The sequence below is a fragment of the Chryseobacterium ginsengisoli genome, assembly GCF_039542325.1.
GTDB lineage: Bacteria > Bacteroidota > Bacteroidia > Flavobacteriales > Weeksellaceae > Chryseobacterium > Chryseobacterium ginsengisoli.
Genome location: NZ_BAABHX010000002.1, coordinates 733,638 through 751,720, shown reverse-complemented (window position 1 = coordinate 751,720; position 18,083 = coordinate 733,638). Strand labels below are relative to the sequence as shown.

Here is an 18,083-nt window from a genome sequence, read left to right as displayed (position 1 = left end):
TTATCAATATAGACAAGGCGGCTTTTTTATTTTAAGAATATTCAACTATACAAAAGGAGTTTTCACCACTTTTGCAGGAATATTTTTATTTCTTACCTGAATGAAAATTTCAGAACCTAGTTTGAAGTAAGGTTTATCGACATAAGCCAATCCTAATCCAACCTTTTTCATTGGAGACTGAGTTCCTGAAGTTACTTTACCGATTACGTTTCCTTCTGCATCTACAACAGGATAATCGTGTCTTGGAACACCTTTATCCGTTAATTCAAAACCAACTAATTTTCTTGTAACACCTTCTTCCTTCTGTTTTGCGAAAGTATCTTTAGACACAAAATCTTTATCGAATTTAGTGATCCAGCCTAATCCAGCTTCAATGGGTGAAGTTGTATCGTCGATATCCATTCCGTACAAACAGAATCCTTTTTCAAGTCTTAAAGTGTCTCTTGCAGCCAATCCACAAGGAATAATTCCTTCTTCTTTACCTGCTTCAATAATCGCGTCCCAAAGTTTTTCCGCAGATTCATTATTGAAATAGATCTCAAAGCCACCGCTTCCTGTATAACCTGTGTTTGAGATAATTATATCATTTACTCCAGCAACAGAACCAACTGTAAAGTGATAGTAAGGAATTTCTGAAAGGTTAGTTTCTGTTAACTTCTGAAGAATTTCAGTCGCTTTCGGGCCCTGAACTGCCAATAATGACATCTCATCTGAAGCATTCGTCATTTTTGCCCCGAAAGTATTGTATTTTGAAATATGATCCCAGTCTTTATCAATGTTTGAAGCATTTACAACCACGAAATATTTATCGTCTTCCATTTTGTAAACGATAAGGTCGTCCACAATTCCTCCGTTTTCGTTTGGAAGGCAAGAATACTGAGCTTTTCCGTTTTCCAGAGCGTCTACATTATTTGTGGTAACGAATTGTAAAAGTTCTTTAGAACCTGCACCTTCGATGAAAAATTGTCCCATGTGAGAAACGTCGAACAAACCTGCTTTTTCTCTTACCGCGAAATGTTCTTCAGTAACTCCTGAGTATTGTACAGGCATATCAAATCCTGCGAAAGGTACGATTTTAGCTCCTAAAGAAACATGTTTGTCGTACAATGCTGTTTTCTTCATATTTAAATTTTATTTCTATTTCTTTATTTTAAAACTGTCAAAAGCTTCATTGAAAAGCTTTACATAATTTCCGTTCCAGTATTTTTGTTCGCAATTTATTGTAACCAGGAACAAATCTTTATCTTTCTGTAAAACCTTTGTGATCCAGAATAACTTTTCTTTTTCGTCGAGATATTCGTAGAAATATTCTGTGTAGCCTTTTTTGCCGCTTTTACTTTTAATCTTCTTTTCGTCGTCGGAAGATTTATAAAGCGCAAGAATGAATTTCTTGGTTTCCGTTTTCGGAAGATTCAGGTCGTGATATTCTGAAATTGTGATCGCCCCGATCTGATTACTAGGGAAAATATTAATGATGTCGCTGTCATTCGTTACTTTCCAGCCTTCGGGAAGAGTAATGGAGTAGTTGTCGTTTTCATAAACTTTCGTCGGAACCGACTGAGCCCATGCAAAAGATCCTAAAAAAAAAGATAATGTTAGAATTATTTTCTTCATCAATTTAAAAATGGTGTTTGTATTCTTCTAAAATGATCTTAAACCATTCTGTAAAGTTTCCAGGGTTTTCGGACATTTCTTTGTCCAGATCTTCAAGGGAAATGTATCTTACTTCATCCACTTCATCTTTATTTAAATGAAATTCTTCTTCAAAGGTTCCCACAAAAACATGGTCTAATTCATGCTCCCAAAGTCCGTTTCCCACATCCGCTTTATAAATGAAATCGAATTTTTCTGAAAGCTCAACGTCAATTCCCAGTTCTTCTTTTACTCTTCGTTTTGCTCCTTCAAGATAAGTTTCTTCAATTCTTGGATGCGAACAAACAGCATTTGTCCATTTCAGTGGAGAATGATATTTTTCCGAAGCTCTTTTCTGTAAAAGCATTTCACCTTTACTATTAAATAAAAACACAGAAAAAGCGCGATGCAATAAGCCGTTGATGTGGGCTTGCTGCTTCTCCATTAAACCTAAAACTTCGTCTTGAGAATTTACTAAAACTACGAATTCTTCCATTTCTACAAATGTAAGTTTAATAAATGTATTTTGGAAATTTTTGGTAAAACATCATACTTTTCAAGGATTAAATTGTAAAAATTTAAGATAAAATTGAGCCTTTGATCCTAACTTTTGGCTATCAATTTCCCGATTTTAATATAAAGCATAGATAAACCGATGAAGAAAACTGAAATCCAAAGAGAATTTGTCAGAACTTTTGTAAATCCTAAATTAGTTACATCAACAAATGGATAAGGATAAAATCCAGACAAACTTCCACGGATCAATATGATAATGAGATAAAGGATAGGAAATATCGTCCATTTTGGAACTTGACTGTATTTCAAATTAGCCTTATTTTCAAATAAATACCAAAAAATAATAGCAAGAACAGGCATTACGCTATGAAGTAATTCATCAATAAGTCTCTGGAAACCTGTTGGATGCCAAGTTCCACGAAGAATAATTTGATAAATAAAACCTACAACAGTAATATAAACTGTAATCGCCGTCAAAATTCCTGATTTTTGATTTGGATTCTTTTTAAAAGCCAAAACGGTGAAATAAACACTGACAATTATATTAGTAAGAATAGTAAAATAGGTAAAAAATCGAAAATTAGCTTCCAAAATAGAAGTGGTTCTATTTTCTATCGTTAAATAATATTGACCAATTAAAGCAAACCATCCTATCAGACAAAAAAGTAATGCTAATGTTTTTTTCATGGTTTAATAATGTTGTGATTATCAAATATAAAATAAAAAAATGATTTTATATTTTGTAAATATTTAATGATCTAAAAGGATGCGATGACTCATATTATTATATAAATAAAAATTTTAACTGTAATTGTAGAAAATATAAATTATCAATTGATTTTATTCCTTAAATAGCAATTTATCTGGAAAAATTTAATATAAACTAAGTTTAACGGGTTCATTTGGGCTAAAAACCGTAACTTTGCAATTCAATTTTTTATGATGGAATTAGAGTATATAGAGCACATTAGTCCGATTCTTAAGGACGGCGTAAAAAACTATCTTATTGATATTGACGGAACGATCACGGAGGACGTTCCCAACGAAGAACCGGAAAGAATGGTCACTTGTGAGCCTTTTCCTGATGCTTTGGAAACGATTAATAAATGGTATGATGAAGGTCATCAAATTTGTTTTTTCACTTCAAGAACTGAAAATCTTAAGCAAGTTACAATCGATTGGCTAGACAAACACGGATTCAAATATCACAGTGTTTTGTGTGGAAAACCAAGAGGTGGAAATTACCATTGGATCGATAATCACTTAGTGAGAGCTACGAGATACAAAGGTAGATTCACGGATCTTGTGGAAAAACAGGTTACTATCGAAGTTTTCAAAGAAGAAGAATAAAAAATTTGGCGCAAAGATTAAACGATTAAATATTATGATAAATAATTTTAAATCTTTTAATTTTTTCAATTATTAAATCTATAAAAAGTTTTATGAAAGTTTTAGCAAACGATGGCTTGGATCAATCTGGTATTGATGCCTTGACAGAGAAAGGTTTTGAGGTGATTACTACAAAAGTTCCACAGGAGTTTTTGGTAGATTACATTAATGAGCACAAGATCCGTACAATTTTGGTACGCAGTGCGACGCAGGTGAGAAAAGATATTATTGATAGCTGTCCGTCTATTGAGATCATCGGAAGAGGTGGAGTAGGAATGGATAATATCGATGTAGATTATGCAAGAGAAAAAGGAATTCATGTAATCAATACACCTTCGGCTTCTTCGGAATCGGTTGCTGAGCTGGTTTTTGCACATTTATTTTCAGGAGCAAGATTTTTGCAGGATTCGAATAGAAAAATGCCTTTAGTAGGTGATACTGAGTTTGGAAGTTTGAAAAAAGCTTACGCTGCAGGTATCGAACTGAAAGGAAAAACCATCGGTATTGTTGGAATGGGAAGAATCGGGCAGGAAGTGGCAAAAATCGCTTTAGGTCTTGGAATGAGAGTGATTGCTGCAGATAATAATATTGGAAAAGCAAGCATTAAAGTAACTTTTTACAATAATCAATTCATTAATGTTGATATTGAAACAGAACCGCTTCAGGATGTTTTAAAACATTCAGATTTTATTACACTTCACGTTCCGGCTCAAAAAGACGGCTACATGATCAGTAAAAATGAATTTGATATGATGAAAGATGGAGTTGCGATTGTGAATTGTTCTAGAGGAGGAGTGATCGACGAAACTGCTTTAATTGAGGCTTTAGATTCAGGAAAAGTAAAGTTTGCAGGATTAGATGTTTTCATCAACGAACCAACGCCTTCAAAAGAAATTCTGAATCATTCAAAAATTTCTTTAACTCCACACACAGGAGCATCAACTTTGGAAGCGCAGGATAGAATCGGGCTTTCTTTGGCTGAACAAATTTCAAGTATTTTACAGATTCAATAATTTTTTGTTGAAATATAAAAATTCCGGCGCAACGAAGTTGTGCCGGAATTTTATTTATAATTTTATTTCTTAGTTCTTTTTCTTCAGTTCGTCACGAATTTCAGCAAGCAGTTGTTCTGTTGCTGAAGGTGCTGTTGGAGCTGCAACTTCAGCTTTTTTCATTCTGTTGATAGCTTTTACCATTAGGAAAACTACAAACGCAAGTAAAAGGAAATTAATAGCTACTGTAATAAAATTACCGTATGCAAAAATAGCTGCATCGGGTGCAATTTCTTTAGCTTTTGCAAGCGTTGCTCCTGCTGGAATATTTTCTGAGCCTTTACCCATTGCAAAATAAATGCTGCTGAAATCCGGTTTTCCTACAATTGCAGCTACAATCGGCATGATCAAATCATCGATAACACTTGTAACAATTTTCCCGAAAGCTCCACCGATGATTACACCGACTGCCAAGTCAAACGCATTACCTTTAATGGCAAATTCTTTAAATTCTTTAACAAATCCCATAATTTATATTTTTTTAAGTATTATTATCACAAAAGTAAGGTTTAAGGTACGAAAAAAAATATAATTTTCACTTTTTTATGATTAAATATAAGTGAATTATTATAAAATAAGAATATTTTAAATTTAACAAATCTGGTTATCTATATTTAAAGTATTTTAAATATACTTTTTGTAAATTGCTTCTGATACAAAAAAAACAGCTACATATATGAAAATTTTCACAGCAGAACAGATTCGCAATTGTGATGAGTATACAATAAAGAATGAACATATTCCTTCAATTCAGTTAATGGAAAGAGCTGCACAAGCCTGTGTTGACTGGATTTCAGAAAACTGTAAAAATCATAGAAATTTTGCTGTTTTCTGTGGTAACGGAAATAATGGAGGAGACGGTTTTGCTATTGCTAGAATGTTGTATTTAAAAGGTTTTGATATAGATGTCTTTACCAATTCCAAAGCGAAATTTTCTACAGATGCGAATAATAATTTTAGAGATCTTAAGGAGATTTCAGGAATAACTGTCAGAGAATTTAAGGAAGCTAAAGATTATCGTTTTGACAGCAGAACGGTGATTATTGATGCACTTTTTGGAACGGGATTATCGAGAAATTTGGAAGGTGAATTTAAAGAACTGGTCGAATTTTTAAATTTAAAAACGAATATTAAGGTTTCAATAGATCTTCCTTCCGGACTTTTTGCCGATGCGATTTCTTCTGAAGAATCTACAATTTTTAAAGCAGATTTTACCTTGAGTTTTCAATTTTGGAAAAAAACTTTTCTTCATACGGAAACAGGAAAATATACAGGAAAAGTTCAGATTTTAGATATAAACTTAAGCAGAGAATACATTGACGAAACAGAAACTAAAAATTTCGTTATTAATGACAGAGTTAAAAATATTTTTAAATTAAGAGATGATTTTTCACATAAAGGCACTTACGGAAAAGTAATGATTGTTGGCGGAAGTTATGGTAAAATAGGTGCTGCAGCTCTTGCAACAAAATCTGCGCTCAAAACAGGAGCAGGATTGACTTTCACGCTTGCTCCGAAATGTGGTTATGAAATTTTGCAGACCTCCAATCCTGAAGCAATGTTCATAGAAGGCGGAAAGGATTTTGTGAATGATTTTAAAGTTGAGGAAGGTACAGTATATGGAATTGGACCTGGTTTAGGAACAAATGATGAAACAGTGAATAATTTTCTGAAGTTTTTAAAAGATTATTCCAAATCATTGATTTTAGATGCAGATGCGCTGAACATTATTTCTCAAGATAAAAAGAATTTAAAATTAATTCCTAAAAAATCAATCATAACGCCACATCCGAAAGAATTTGAAAGACTATTCGGAACAACAAAAAACTCTTTCGAAAGACTTGAATTAGCAAAAAAACAATCAAAAGAACTTGAAATTTACATTGTTTTAAAAGATCATCATACACAGATTATAACTCCTGAAGGAAATGTCTTTTATAATATTACTGGCAATTCCGGATTGGCAAAAGGGGGAAGTGGAGATGTGCTGACCGGAATTTTGACATCATTTTTAGCGCAGCATTATACAGAAGAAGAAAGTGCAATCTTAGGAGTTTGGTTTCATGGAAGAGCGGCAGAATTTGCAGCCGAAAAATATTCTAAAGAATCTATGCTTCCGACAGATGTTATTAATGAATTCGGAAGTGTTTTCACAGAATTAAATACAAAAGTGGAAAGAGCACTATAATTATTTTTTAACAAAGAAAGCTAATTGATAATCAATTAAAAATTAATTTAAAAAGCATCTGTTTCTATAAAAAAGAAAGGCAAGTCTGTAATCACAAACTTGCCTTTTTATATTTTAAAACTCTGTTTTATAAGTTTACTTATTTAATTATTCAGGTTTTTCGTTCTCAGCCTGAGTAATTTTAAACTTTTTGGAAATAATCATAATTATAACCCCTGCAATCATGAAAGGGATAGAAAGAACTTGTCCTGTGTTTAATCCTCCGATATGAATAAACTCTTCGCCTTGAGGCATTTTAAGGAATTCTACAAAGAATCTGATTGCCCAAAGAATAATGAAAAATAATCCGAACAACGATCCTTGCTGATATTTTTTGTCGGTTTTCTTATACAAGATCCATAATAATACGAATAAACAAACGTATCCGAAAGCTTCAAATAACTGCGATGGATAACGCGGAACAGTTACACCGTATTCACTGCTTTGTTGAGGGAAAAGCAATGCAAAAGGAGAATTCGGATCCACTGGTTTTCCGATGATCTCAGAGTTGAAAAAGTTACCCATTCTTACAAAAGCACCTCCTAAAGCCACAACAATTCCTAATCTGTCATACACCCAAAAAGGATTCTTTTTGATAATTTTGAAAGAATAATATAAAGTTGTAAAGATCAATGCAATCGTAGCACCATGACTTGCCAATCCTGAAAATCCAGTGAATTTTAAACCGTTTTTAGTACTTATTGGTAGAAATACACTCCAGAAATCTTCTTTGAAAAGCTCTGGCTGATAGAAAATAACATGTCCCATTCTTGCTCCAAGAATCGTCCCGATCAACGTCCAAGTGAAAAGTGGTTCCAGATATTTTTGATTAACATTATCAGTTTTGAAAATTTTTGTCATTAAAATATATCCAAAACCGAACGCAAAAATGAACATTAAGCTATAAAAATGCAGTGTGATAGGTCCTAATTGGATTCCTTTGGAAGGATCCCAGATTTTAAAAGGAGTTTCCAGACTTACATTATCAACTGTTGTAATTGGTTTTGAGGTTTTAACAACATATTTAAAATTTTCAATATTTTCCTTTGTGGCAGGAGTATCGATTAATTTAAAGTTTTTATCTAATAACTGATAATGTAAAAGCTTATATTTTGCTAAAGTTGCAATGCTGTAATTTACATATACAGGTTCGAAATTAGACTCATTAAGGATGATCAGAACGTTTTCTTTGATAGGTTTGTCAGCAAACTCATTCAGATCCTGAACTTCTGTGGTAGCATAAATCTTCACAGGAACATCTGTTGAATTAACTTTTAAAGTTCCGTCAGACAATCCGCCCGGATAATTTTGCGCAAAAAGGCATTGTGTAATGAACGCAAAAATTACGAGATACATTCTGAAAAAAATATTACTCATTTCTATTTTTTTAGTAGTTTGTTTTATTTAAATTTTACTTTTTTGGTGGCACCGGATCATATCCGCTTCCTCCCCAAGGATGGCATCTTGAAATTCTCTTCACACCCAGCCAAAACCCTTTAAAAACACCGTGAACCTGCAATGCTTTTACCATATAATGCGAACAGGTTGGTTCGTATCGGCAGTTTTTTGGAAGTAAAGGCGAGATAAACCATTGGTAAAATCTGATGAGTATTACCAAAGGAAAAGTGACTATTTTGTTGAGTGTAAGTTTCAAAACAATGCAAAAATAGGGTAAAAAATTGAAAATTAGTTTAAATTTGTTAGAAGTTTAAGGACAGTAAAAGCGCGTTCGTCGGATAAAATACAATGTTTGTCGATTTGCCGATTTTACAGTTTTAAAATCATGAAAATTGTTACTGTTCTGAGCGTTTTATATTTACATTAAATCTAAAATTTTGAATCAAAATATTCCTTTAGCTGAAAAATTAAGACCGAAGACCTTGGGCGAAGTCCTTGGTCAGGAGCATCTCACCGGAGAAAAGGGTACGATCAGGAAAATGCTGGAAAATAATTCTTTGAATTCTTTAATTTTCTGGGGACCTCCGGGAACTGGTAAAACAACATTAGCAGAGATTATTTCCGAACAGTCGGGAAGAAAGTTTTATAAGCTGTCTGCGGTTTCTTCAGGGGTAAAAGATGTTCGCGATGTTATAGAAGATGCCAAAAAACAGAATCTTTTTTCAGGAAAATCGCCGATTTTATTTATTGATGAAATTCACCGTTTTAATAAATCTCAGCAGGATTCTTTGCTTCATGCCGTAGAAAAAGGCTGGATTGTTTTAATTGGTGCAACGACTGAAAATCCAAGTTTTGAAGTGGTTTCAGCTTTGCTTTCGAGAAGTCAGGTGTATGTTTTAAAAGCTTTGAGCTATGAAAAACTGGAAGAATTAATTGATATTTCGCTGGAAAAATTCAATCAGGATGAAAAAACGGATTTTAAAATTGTTGAAAAAGAAGCGTTTATTCAATATTCTGGAGGTGATGCTAGAAAGTTGATTAATTCTGTGGAATTGGTTTTAAATCAATATAAGAATTCAGTAATATCCGAAATAAAAAATGAAGATGTGCTTGATGTTTTGCAGGAAACAATGGCGCTTTATGATAAGAACGGGGAACAACATTACGATATTATCTCCGCTTTCATCAAATCTATGCGTGGTGGCGATCCTAATGGAGCGGTTTATTGGCTTGCGAGAATGATTGCCGGAGGTGAAGATATTAAATTCATAGCACGGAGGATGTTGATCTTAGCTTCCGAAGACATCGGTTTGGCAAATCCGAATGCTTTGGTGATTGCTAATAATTGTTTTCAGGCAGTGAATGTGATCGGGAACCCGGAATCTAGAATTATTTTGAGTGAAACGGCGGTCTATTTGGCTGTTTCTCCAAAAAGTAATTCGACGTATATGGCAATTAATGATGCTTTGGCTTTGGTGAAAAAAACGGGAAATCTGCCTGTTCCGTTACATTTAAGAAATGCTCCGACCAAGCTGATGAAAGATCTGGATTATGGGAAAGAATACAAATATGCTCATTCCTATGAAGGTAATTTTGTAGATCAGGATTTTCTGCCGGAAGAAATTAAAAATGTGAAATTATACGAGCCGGGAAATAATGCTACAGAAAAAAAGATCTCTGAAGAGCTGAAGAAAAAATGGAATGACAGATATTAAAATAGTAAAAAAGGATACTCAAGTGAGTATCCTTTTCATTTAAATATGATCTGAGAAATTACTTTTTCGTGGTAACTGATACAGCTTTACTACCATTATTATCAATAACTTGAAGGTTTCCTAAAAGATCTCCAAATACTAAAGTATCGGTATTAGTAAACTCGTATCCATCGATAAAAACAGGCGTGTTTTTTGCCAATCCGTATTGTGCGTTAAGCTCAGAAAGAGGAAGTCTGTCTAAAATACCTTTTTCGCTTTTTAATTTATATTCCACCAATCCGTTTTCAGCAAGATAGCTGAATTTTTTAAGATTTTGAGGAAGGCTTGCCGCTTTGTAATTTTTTGTACCTTGAATTCTGTCTTTATAAGCATTAAACATATCTACTGTTCCAACAATATCATTGGCAACTGCAAATCTTGTAGTTGTATTCTTCTGAGCAAATAGAGTAGCTGAAGACAATAGTAAAAAAGAGTAGAGTAATTTTTTCATAATGTTTAGGAATAAGTAACTGTTAAAAACTTGATAAATATAGTTATTTTTTATAAAATGTGAATGAAATTTTACAATAATTTAAATATTAATTATAAATAAATTGATTTTTTAGGTTTATGCATTCTGAGATTCTGGATTTTCTTCTTTATTTTTAACCATGTTTTTAATAAGCTTTTTTACTCTCTGGAATAAAAAAGAGCTTAATAATAAGATGATTCCCAATATAATAAAGGCAATAATTCTGGAAACATTGTCCATTTTCCAGACATCATAAGCGTATAATTTTAAAATCATTACAGCAATTAGTGCAAAACCAACCTTATTATATTCCGAAACGTCGCTTTTTAATCCTTTATAAATGAAAAGACTTGCAAGAATTGCCCAGATAATCGGTAAATATAATACACTGAAATGTTTGCCGATTCCTGCAATATCTGAAATTTTCTCGGCATTCATTAATAAGTACAGATCGTACAATTCACAACTTACAGCCGTAACGAAAGCTATAGAAACAAACCAATATGAAAGCTTTATTTTGAAGAATTCTGATTTTGGTAATATATTTAATAAGATGTAAATAAAAGGTATCCAATATAAAATGTATAAACCATAAAAACTGAACTGAATTTTTTTCAGTAAATAATTTGAAATAATTCCAGAGCCGGAAATTAATGTATCGAAAATAATTAATGAAAAGAATACATAAAGAAGTGCTGTTTCCAGAATTTTATTGATTTCAAGCTTTCTTCTGAATAATAATATAATAAAAATAAAATACAAACTGTAAAGCATTGCAACGCTGAAAATCATGATCCAAGGTTTTTCAGAAATATGATACATAATTTCGAATAAAAGAGCACCATAAATGACAGCATAACTTACAATAGTAAAAACATTTTCAAAGAAATTTGTGTTCTCACTTTCTGCATTTTCAGACAATTTTCTCAATAAAATTAAATTGACAAAAGTTGTAATTACCGTCACGGAACTCGTAAGAAATACAGGATTGAAAACAATGGCAAGATTTATTGCATCAATATATTCTGTCCATGTAATAATCTGTGCGATAATAACTAAAGGAAACAAAATGTAAAAACATATTTTGAAAATATCGAGATTTGTTTTTTTCCATATGAATAAAAGTAAAGTAGCTTCAATCGCCCAAACACTTGTAATTAAATGTGTTTTAAACTGTAAAGCAATTGCAACAGTGAAAAGACTTACGGTAATTCCTGCAAAAACGGAGTAATTTATACCAAAATTCTTTCTGGAATATTCCCTGTAAAGTAAACCTAAATTGACCAAAGCAAAAACAATCGGAAAAATAATAACAGGTCCATATTGAAGCTCGTCAAAAATATAAACCAAGCCGATAATGCTTGTGAAATTTATTAAAACAAGCATTAAAATATCAGAAGAAACTAAAATATTTTTTTTGAAATAATTCTGTAAAGCAAACAAATAGAAAATGATGTAAGTAATTATATAAAAGTATACACTTAAAATTTCAGTTTTTTCGATTGTCCAGGAAGAAAGATAAATGCCTGTAAAAATAAAGGAAATCCAACCTACACTTTTCCAGTTTTTTAGAAAGACTACAGCAAGCATTCCGATGTTTAAAACAGTAAGGTAAGTAAATAGGAAAAGATAATTACTTTCACCTGTACTGATCATTAACGGAGCGAGAAAACCTCCAAATAAAGAAAATATAATTAAGATTTCACTTTTATAATAGTAGGAGAGCGATATCGATAGTAATGTAATAAGGCATGTAATAGAAAAAGAAATATTCTGAGAAAATAGTTGATATTCCCGAAAAGCAATTGTAATCGTAAAATATAAAACGGCAATTCCACCTCCTGTAATAATTGATGCAAAAACAGAATAATTCTTCCTTAAAACATGTCCAACAGCTATAATAATTCCGCCTGCTAAAAATCCGATTCCAACTCTTGGAGTTTCCCCGATCCAGTTTTTATCGATGGCATATTTTACAAAATAACCAATTCCTAAAACCAAAGTAAAAATCCCAATAATGGTTAAAGCATTTTGTTTTAAAAACTCAAAAACAGGAGAGATCCAGTCTTTTTGTTCTTTTCTTGGAACATCATTTTCGTGAATTTCAGGATGAATAGAAATTTTTTGTTCTTCTTTAATTTCTAAAGTCGGAACAATAGTTTGTATTATTGGCTGTTCTTTTTTTATAGGTGTATCATTAATTTTTTTATGAAGCTCATAAAGTTCTCTTTCTAATCTTTTGATTTTGTTATTTAGATTATTAAAAAGAATTATTATAAAAACTATTGCTATAATGATCAGAGGATAAATCATTTTTTATCTTTTGGTAAATCAAATATAATCAAAGTTTTTATTACCTTATAAAAAGATTAATCCATCATACGACGTACGATGGATTAATGCAATGAAGTGATTAAACTATATAAAAATTCTTAATTCGATACTTTATAAATATAGAAAGAACCTGTACTTGAACCTAATAATCCTACGGTAAGTACAGAAGCTCCTGTAAGTCCAAATGAAATTTTGTCTCCAGCTTGTAAAGTGTAAAGAGAATTTACACTAGTTTCTGATACTGTTAAACTCAATAATATTAGGTTTGCCCCACTGAATTCACGAGAATCTATTAGAGTAGAAACTCCGGCTCTGTTTCTTAAAATACCAACTCCTGGAGAATTTGATAATAGGGCAGCCTGTAATCCAGTTCCATAACGAAAAGTAAAGCCAATCGCGTATGTTCCGCTTGTTGGAACTGTGTAGGTATGATCAGTATCAGAAAATAAAGCAGAAGAACCAACGGTTTTCTCTGCTACTAAAAAGTTTACAGGTCTGAAGCCACTTGGTAATACTCCCAAATCAATTAAACTGATACTTGCTGTTTTTTTTGCACTATAAATACTGGCATTAGTTGTGCCATTAGCATTTACCTGACTTATTACAAAATCTGCAATAAGCTGAGGTGTTACTTGTGCTACCTGAAAATCACCACCTGTATTTTGGTTTACCGCCAAAATCTGATATCCGGGAAGTGCAGGAGCAACGGGAGTCTGCCTGATTTTCATAGTCCCGTTTACATCTAAGTTTGCTAGAGGATTGGTCGTGTTTATCCCAACCCAACCACTTTGAGCTACGACCGGGATTGCTAAAAGGGCTAAAAATGCGCTACAAATTTTAGTTTTCATGTTTAAAAAATTTAATTAGTTAATGGTTTATTCTCAGTTAGTTTTCCGTAAAGATACATCAAATATCATGCAAAATAAAATTTTATATTTAAATAATTTTTAACTTTAAATGAAAATCAGTGCTAATATTATAATTGTAATGTTATTATATTGAATAATATATGTTAAAGCCTGCTATTATAGAGGCTTTTGTGAGCATTTGTACAGCAAGGATTCAAGATAAATGAGATTAACTATTTGATGAATAGTATCTTATGATAAAGTTAATCTTTTTTCTGATATAAACCAAAGTTTTGTGAATTAAATTTTAAAAATATTAAAACAGTTGATAGGAAAGTCATTAAACTCTATGGTATTTATTTAGCCTTCCAACAGAAATTCTTTATAATTTCCTAGAAAATCGACATCAATATTTAACGCTTTTAACTCCTCTAATGCATTTTGCTGTAATACAGATTCCCATTTTCCAACAACGTTGATAAAGAAGAAATAATTTCCCAATCCGGTTTTTAATGTTCTCGATTCTATTTTGCTGAGGTTCATATTTCTCCATGCAAAAACCGATAAAACCTGATGGAGCCCTCCTGCATGATCTTCAGGAAGCGTTATCAAAAGACCTGATTTTTCACCTAAAACATCTAAATCTTTATTATCATAACTATTTTGTAGTTTAGAAATGATGATAAATCTTGTATGATTTTGTTCAAAATCCTGAATATTTCTATCAATGATCTTTAAACCATACAAATTTGCTGCAAATTGATTGGCAACAGCTGCTAAATTTCTGTCCGGATTTTCGGAAACATGTTTTGCTGCTGCTGCGGTGGAAGAAAAATCCTGCTTTTGAATTTCTTTAAAATTTTTGTCTAAAAAGTAAAAACTTTGTGCTAAAGCTTGAGGATGCGAGTAAATTTTCTCAATATTTTCAACATCGCAATCGGGATGAACCATTAAATGATGGGCAATCGGCATAACGGCTTCAGCTTCAATTTTAATTTCCGGAGTTTTGTATAAATAATCCAATGTCATAGAAACCGTTCCTTCAATTGAATTTTCCAATGGAACAACGGCTTTATCTACTTCTCCGTTTTCTACAGCAATAAAGCAGTCTAAAATATTAGCTTGAGGTAAAAGTTCTTCATTTGGAAAAAGCTGGTCTGCAGCAAGTTGCGTGAAACTAGCATGCGGACCCAAAAATGCAATCTTCATTATATCTATATTTTTTTTGAATTTTCAATTTAATTAAAAAAATTTGAAAGCTTATAAATTCTTCAAATTCTTGAGTTCAATATTCAGAAAGTAAAGTACGGAATTGTTAATTCAAAAACCATTAAATAAACAATCAAACAGCCTTCCGTTCAGAATATTAACTTTTAAAATCAATTATTCTATCCAATTTTCTTTAATTAATTTCATAAGATAATCGGGACATTTTATCACCTTTTTTGTTTTTGCATCTAAAAAAAACAGGGTAGTGGAAGCTTCCGTTATTTTAATATTTTCTTCATTAAAAATTTCATATTCGAACTCTATTCTTACCCCGGGAATTTTTTTTACATAAGTGTGGATTTCTAATTTTTCATCATAAAAAGCAGGACGTAAATATTTAATTTTATAGTCCGAAACAGGCAGCCAAATTCCTTGATTTTCAATCTCATTATATGACATTCCTATACTTCGGAAGAGTTCAACCCGACTAATTTCAAAGTACTCTGCATAGTTGCCGTAATAAACATATTTCATAGGGTCTGTTTCTCCGTAACGTACTCTTAATGAGTGTGTTGTATGTATCATTTTTAACGCTTAATTATACATACAAATATATTTTTAAATAATCAATAAGCACAATATTTTTTTTTAAAATAAAAAAATGAGACCTTTGTCCTCCTTCTAAAAAACAATACAAACAAAAGAATCAATCGGGGTCAATTATGGATGGAAATTTAATGTTGATATGGCAGAACTGCCTTCAGTTCATGCGTGATAATTTGAACGCAGCTGAAGATAATTCTGATTTGAAAAAACTTGAAAAATCTTTCGATTTACTGTTCGATAAGGTGCAGCCAATTTCATTGGCGAACAACAACCTTACGCTTATGGTACCGAGTGATTTTTACAAGGAATATATTGAGGATAATTACTTGTCCTTACTTTCTGCTGCCCTGAAGAAAAATATCGGAAAAGGTGTGAAATTGTGGTATTCTGTAATGGAAAATAAGCCTGCTGGTTTAGAAAAACCCGTTACAATGAATATGAAAGGGAAAAGTGTTCCGACTCCGAAAGTACAGGAAACAATGCCGCAAGGTTTTTCATCAAATATTGTAAATCCGTTTGTGGTTCCTGGAATCAGAAAAGTAAATATTGATTCTAATCTTAAATCAGATTTTTCTTTCGATAATTATGTAGAAGGAGAGAGTAATAAATTTGCTGCAACAGTAGCAAGATCTATAGCAAAAAGACCGGGAGCAACAGCTTTTAACCCGTTATTTTTATTTGGAGGTTACGGAGTTGGTAAAACTCACCTTGGACAGGCGGTTGGTTTGGAAGTAAAAAGCCAGTTTCCAGATAAAGTAGTTTTATATTTGTCTTCTGAAAAATTCATTCAACAGTTTATTTCAGCTGCAAAAGCGCATAAACAGACAGAATTTGCGAATTTCTATCAAATGGTAGATGTTTTGATCATTGATGATATTCAGTTCTTGTCTGGAAAATCAGCAACTCAGGATAGTTTCTTCCATATTTTCGATCATTTGCACCAAAACGGAAAACAGATCATCCTTACTTCTGATAAGGCTCCTGCAGATATTATGGATATTCAGGACAGAATTGTTTCTCGTTTCAAATGGGGACTTTCTGCTGAAATTAAATCTCCGGATATTCATACCCGTAAGCAGATTATCATTGATAAGCTAAGCAGAGACGGAATTGTTTTGCCGGAAGATATGCTGGATTTCTTAGCTTCTGAGGCAAAAACAAACGTTAGAGAACTTATCGGAGTTATCAATTCTGTAATTGCTTATTCTACAATATATAAGCAGGATTTGAGTCTTGAATTGTTAAAAGATACAATCAATAAGATTGCTGCAAACCAGAAAAAAATCATCAATATTCCTTATATCCAGGAAGTTGTATGTGATTATTTTGGAATTAAAAAAGAACAGCTTTTATCTAAAACAAGAAAAAGAGAAATCGCTCTTCCAAGACAATTGGCAATGTATTTCTCTAAAGAGCTGACCAATGCTACATTTACTAAAATTGGTGAGGAAATGGGCGGAAAAGACCACTCAACTGTAATGTACGCTTGTGATACGATTAAAGATGTTTCCAAAATCGATAAAGAAGTAAAAAAATACGTTAAAGATTTATCGGAAAGAATCAAACAATAAGAAATAATTTAATTTAAATATCAAAAATGGAGAATAATTTTATTCTTCATTTTTTGTTTAGTTTTGTTAAAATTTAAATTCGGATATATTCTATTATTTAATAATTAAATCAGGAAAATATGAAAATATTAATGGTTTGTTTAGGTAACATTTGCAGAAGTCCTTTAGCTGAAGGAATTATGAAAACAAAAGTTCCTGAAGGTTTTTTTGTTGATTCTGCCGGAACAATTTCTATGCATGAAGGTAAACATCCTGATAAAAGAGCGATAAAAACAGCTGCAAATCATAATATTGACATCTCAAAGCAAAGATCGAGACCCATCACAAAAGCAGATTTTGAGAATTTTGATAAAATCTACTGTATGGATATTGATGTTTTGGCAGATGTTGTTTCAAAAACAAAAAATGAGGATCAAAGACAAAAAGTTTCTTTATTTCTGGAAGTTTTAGGCGATCACAAGAACGCTGAAGTTCCCGATCCATACTGGGGCGGAATGGATGATTTTGAAAGTGTGTTTCAATTGCTGGATAAAGGTTGTGATGCAATTTGCAATCAAATTTTAAATTAATATGAAAAAATTAATAGTTTTATTTTTATTAAGCTGCAGTTTTGTATTGGCACAAACTAAAGATGAAGTTGCTATCAGAAAAGTAATGGATGATTTTATGGGCAGCATTAAAACAAGAAATGATGTAATATTTATGTCCTTGTTTCAGGAACCTGTACTTTGGACGGGAATGTTTACGGAACGTACTCAGGCAAGGCGTTTAGAAAAAAATCCAAAAGCAACAAGCTTTTTTACTGATGATTACAAAGCTTTTATTAAAAGTTTTAAAGATGATAAATCTGAAGAAAAATTCGACAATATAAAAATTATTGAAGATGGATCTATCGCTTCGGCTAATTTTGATTACAGCTTCTGGTATGACGGAAAAATGGAAAACTGGGGCAAAGAAATCTGGACTTTAATGAAGATTAACGGAGTCTGGAAAATTACATCAGTTTCATTTTCAATGGATTTAACGAAATATTATCAACAACCTTCTTTACAAGAAAGAACAAAAAAATAATACA

At 32.0% G+C, this 18,083-nt stretch carries 19 protein-coding genes; 7 read left to right on the top strand and 12 right to left on the bottom strand.

The genetic code is table 11. The features are described from left to right. Nucleotides 1-45 precede the first annotated feature (45 nt). The 4 genes from gcvT to ABD940_RS08425 all read right to left on the bottom strand — a co-directional run bounded on the left by gcvT (nucleotide 46) and on the right by ABD940_RS08425 (nucleotide 2,835). Entirely contained in the window at nucleotides 46-1,122 is a 1,077-nt protein-coding gene (gene gcvT, locus ABD940_RS08440) for a glycine cleavage system aminomethyltransferase GcvT (protein ID WP_345202320.1), read from the bottom strand. A gap of 15 nt (nucleotides 1,123-1,137) precedes the next feature. Then, nucleotides 1,138-1,614 (bottom strand): hypothetical protein, encoded by a 477-nt coding sequence (locus tag ABD940_RS08435; protein WP_345202318.1) that lies wholly within the window; start codon nucleotides 1,612-1,614, stop codon nucleotides 1,138-1,140. A 4-nt stretch (nucleotides 1,615-1,618) separates the two neighbouring features. After that, nucleotides 1,619-2,128, bottom strand: coding sequence for an isopentenyl-diphosphate Delta-isomerase (gene idi / locus ABD940_RS08430; protein WP_345202316.1), 510 nt, complete (start codon nucleotides 2,126-2,128; stop codon nucleotides 1,619-1,621). A 107-nt stretch (nucleotides 2,129-2,235) separates the two neighbouring features. Next, a complete protein-coding gene (locus ABD940_RS08425; protein ID WP_345202313.1) occupies nucleotides 2,236-2,835 on the bottom strand; it encodes a Pr6Pr family membrane protein in 600 nt (199 codons plus the stop codon). 255 nt (nucleotides 2,836-3,090) lie between these two features. On the opposite strand from ABD940_RS08425, the gene ABD940_RS08420 reads away from it, so the two are divergent. Both ABD940_RS08420 and ABD940_RS08415 read left to right on the top strand, forming a co-directional pair. After that, nucleotides 3,091-3,498: an LNS2 domain-containing protein gene (locus ABD940_RS08420; protein WP_345202638.1), complete on the top strand. Its 408-nt coding sequence runs from the start codon at nucleotides 3,091-3,093 to the stop codon at nucleotides 3,496-3,498. Between the two features lie 92 nt (nucleotides 3,499-3,590). Beyond that, on the top strand, nucleotides 3,591-4,550 hold the full coding sequence (locus ABD940_RS08415) for a D-2-hydroxyacid dehydrogenase (RefSeq protein ID WP_345202311.1): 960 nt from the start codon (nucleotides 3,591-3,593) through the stop codon (nucleotides 4,548-4,550). A 69-nt stretch (nucleotides 4,551-4,619) separates the two neighbouring features. Here the strand turns inward: ABD940_RS08415 and mscL are convergent, their stop codons facing one another. After that, nucleotides 4,620-5,057, bottom strand: coding sequence for a large conductance mechanosensitive channel protein MscL (gene mscL, locus ABD940_RS08410; protein WP_345202308.1), 438 nt, complete (start codon nucleotides 5,055-5,057; stop codon nucleotides 4,620-4,622). 208 nt (nucleotides 5,058-5,265) lie between these two features. On the opposite strand from mscL, the gene ABD940_RS08405 reads away from it, so the two are divergent. Continuing rightward, nucleotides 5,266-6,777 carry an NAD(P)H-hydrate dehydratase gene (locus tag ABD940_RS08405; RefSeq protein ID WP_345202306.1) on the top strand — a complete coding sequence of 504 codons (1,512 nt, stop codon included), beginning with the start codon at nucleotides 5,266-5,268 and terminating at the stop codon, nucleotides 6,775-6,777. 147 nt (nucleotides 6,778-6,924) lie between these two features. Here the strand turns inward: ABD940_RS08405 and lgt are convergent, their stop codons facing one another. Both lgt and yidD read right to left on the bottom strand, forming a co-directional pair. Next, nucleotides 6,925-7,791, bottom strand: a complete 867-nt coding sequence (gene lgt, locus ABD940_RS08400; RefSeq protein ID WP_425550360.1) for a prolipoprotein diacylglyceryl transferase — start codon at nucleotides 7,789-7,791, stop codon at nucleotides 6,925-6,927. A gap of 436 nt (nucleotides 7,792-8,227) precedes the next feature. Continuing rightward, a complete protein-coding gene (gene yidD, locus ABD940_RS08395; RefSeq protein ID WP_425550357.1) occupies nucleotides 8,228-8,434 on the bottom strand; it encodes a membrane protein insertion efficiency factor YidD in 207 nt (68 codons plus the stop codon). Nucleotides 8,435-8,651: 217 nt separating this feature from the next. Here yidD and ABD940_RS08390 point away from each other — a divergent pair, with 217 nt between their 5' ends. After that, complete coding sequence (locus ABD940_RS08390; protein ID WP_345202298.1) at nucleotides 8,652-9,929, top strand: replication-associated recombination protein A; 1,278 nt, start codon at nucleotides 8,652-8,654, stop codon at nucleotides 9,927-9,929. A gap of 58 nt (nucleotides 9,930-9,987) precedes the next feature. On the opposite strand, the gene ABD940_RS08385 is transcribed toward ABD940_RS08390, so the two are convergent. From ABD940_RS08385 to ABD940_RS08365, 5 genes are all read right to left on the bottom strand, one after another. Next, nucleotides 9,988-10,419, bottom strand: coding sequence for a hypothetical protein (locus tag ABD940_RS08385; protein ID WP_345202295.1), 432 nt, complete (start codon nucleotides 10,417-10,419; stop codon nucleotides 9,988-9,990). A gap of 117 nt (nucleotides 10,420-10,536) precedes the next feature. After that, nucleotides 10,537-12,753, bottom strand: coding sequence for a DUF2339 domain-containing protein (locus ABD940_RS08380; RefSeq protein WP_345202292.1), 2,217 nt, complete (start codon nucleotides 12,751-12,753; stop codon nucleotides 10,537-10,539). Nucleotides 12,754-12,872: 119 nt separating this feature from the next. Further along, the gene (locus ABD940_RS08375; protein ID WP_345202289.1) at nucleotides 12,873-13,622 is read right to left on the bottom strand and encodes a hypothetical protein; all 750 of its coding nucleotides are present in this window, start codon (nucleotides 13,620-13,622) and stop codon (nucleotides 12,873-12,875) included. 360 nt (nucleotides 13,623-13,982) lie between these two features. Then, a complete protein-coding gene (gene pheA / locus ABD940_RS08370) occupies nucleotides 13,983-14,831 on the bottom strand; it encodes a prephenate dehydratase (RefSeq protein ID WP_345202284.1) in 849 nt (282 codons plus the stop codon). A gap of 174 nt (nucleotides 14,832-15,005) precedes the next feature. Next, entirely contained in the window at nucleotides 15,006-15,416 is a 411-nt protein-coding gene (locus ABD940_RS08365) for an acyl-CoA thioesterase (RefSeq protein ID WP_345202281.1), read from the bottom strand. A gap of 137 nt (nucleotides 15,417-15,553) precedes the next feature. Here ABD940_RS08365 and dnaA point away from each other — a divergent pair, with 137 nt between their 5' ends. From dnaA to ABD940_RS08350, 3 genes are all read left to right on the top strand, one after another. Next, nucleotides 15,554-17,008, top strand: a complete 1,455-nt coding sequence (gene dnaA, locus ABD940_RS08360) for a chromosomal replication initiator protein DnaA (protein ID WP_345202279.1) — start codon at nucleotides 15,554-15,556, stop codon at nucleotides 17,006-17,008. A 119-nt stretch (nucleotides 17,009-17,127) separates the two neighbouring features. After that, nucleotides 17,128-17,577: a low molecular weight protein-tyrosine-phosphatase gene (locus ABD940_RS08355; RefSeq protein WP_345202276.1), complete on the top strand. Its 450-nt coding sequence runs from the start codon at nucleotides 17,128-17,130 to the stop codon at nucleotides 17,575-17,577. 1 nt (nucleotide 17,578) lies between these two features. Beyond that, on the top strand, nucleotides 17,579-18,079 hold the full coding sequence (locus tag ABD940_RS08350) for a Cif family virulence factor (RefSeq protein ID WP_345202273.1): 501 nt from the start codon (nucleotides 17,579-17,581) through the stop codon (nucleotides 18,077-18,079). Nucleotides 18,080-18,083: the final 4 nt, after the last annotated feature.

Excerpts from the sequence above, each read along its gene's own strand:
- gcvT (WP_345202320.1), bottom strand. The coding sequence starts at position 1,122 with ATGAAGAAAACAGCATTGTACGACAAACATGTTTCTTTAGGAGCTAAA.
- ABD940_RS08435 (WP_345202318.1), bottom strand. The coding sequence starts at position 1,614 with ATGAAGAAAATAATTCTAACATTATCTTTTTTTTTAGGATCTTTTGCA.
- idi (WP_345202316.1), bottom strand. The coding sequence starts at position 2,128 with ATGGAAGAATTCGTAGTTTTAGTAAATTCTCAAGACGAAGTTTTAGGT.
- ABD940_RS08425 (WP_345202313.1), bottom strand. The coding sequence starts at position 2,835 with ATGAAAAAAACATTAGCATTACTTTTTTGTCTGATAGGATGGTTTGCT.
- ABD940_RS08420 (WP_345202638.1), top strand. The coding sequence starts at position 3,091 with ATGGAATTAGAGTATATAGAGCACATTAGTCCGATTCTTAAGGACGGC.
- ABD940_RS08415 (WP_345202311.1), top strand. The coding sequence starts at position 3,591 with ATGAAAGTTTTAGCAAACGATGGCTTGGATCAATCTGGTATTGATGCC.
- mscL (WP_345202308.1), bottom strand. The coding sequence starts at position 5,057 with ATGGGATTTGTTAAAGAATTTAAAGAATTTGCCATTAAAGGTAATGCG.
- ABD940_RS08405 (WP_345202306.1), top strand. The coding sequence starts at position 5,266 with ATGAAAATTTTCACAGCAGAACAGATTCGCAATTGTGATGAGTATACA.
- ABD940_RS08385 (WP_345202295.1), bottom strand. The coding sequence starts at position 10,419 with ATGAAAAAATTACTCTACTCTTTTTTACTATTGTCTTCAGCTACTCTA.
- ABD940_RS08380 (WP_345202292.1), bottom strand. The coding sequence starts at position 12,753 with ATGATTTATCCTCTGATCATTATAGCAATAGTTTTTATAATAATTCTT.
- ABD940_RS08375 (WP_345202289.1), bottom strand. The coding sequence starts at position 13,622 with ATGAAAACTAAAATTTGTAGCGCATTTTTAGCCCTTTTAGCAATCCCG.
- pheA (WP_345202284.1), bottom strand. The coding sequence starts at position 14,831 with ATGAAGATTGCATTTTTGGGTCCGCATGCTAGTTTCACGCAACTTGCT.
- ABD940_RS08365 (WP_345202281.1), bottom strand. The coding sequence starts at position 15,416 with ATGATACATACAACACACTCATTAAGAGTACGTTACGGAGAAACAGAC.
- dnaA (WP_345202279.1), top strand. The coding sequence starts at position 15,554 with ATGGATGGAAATTTAATGTTGATATGGCAGAACTGCCTTCAGTTCATG.
- ABD940_RS08355 (WP_345202276.1), top strand. The coding sequence starts at position 17,128 with ATGAAAATATTAATGGTTTGTTTAGGTAACATTTGCAGAAGTCCTTTA.
- ABD940_RS08350 (WP_345202273.1), top strand. The coding sequence starts at position 17,579 with ATGAAAAAATTAATAGTTTTATTTTTATTAAGCTGCAGTTTTGTATTG.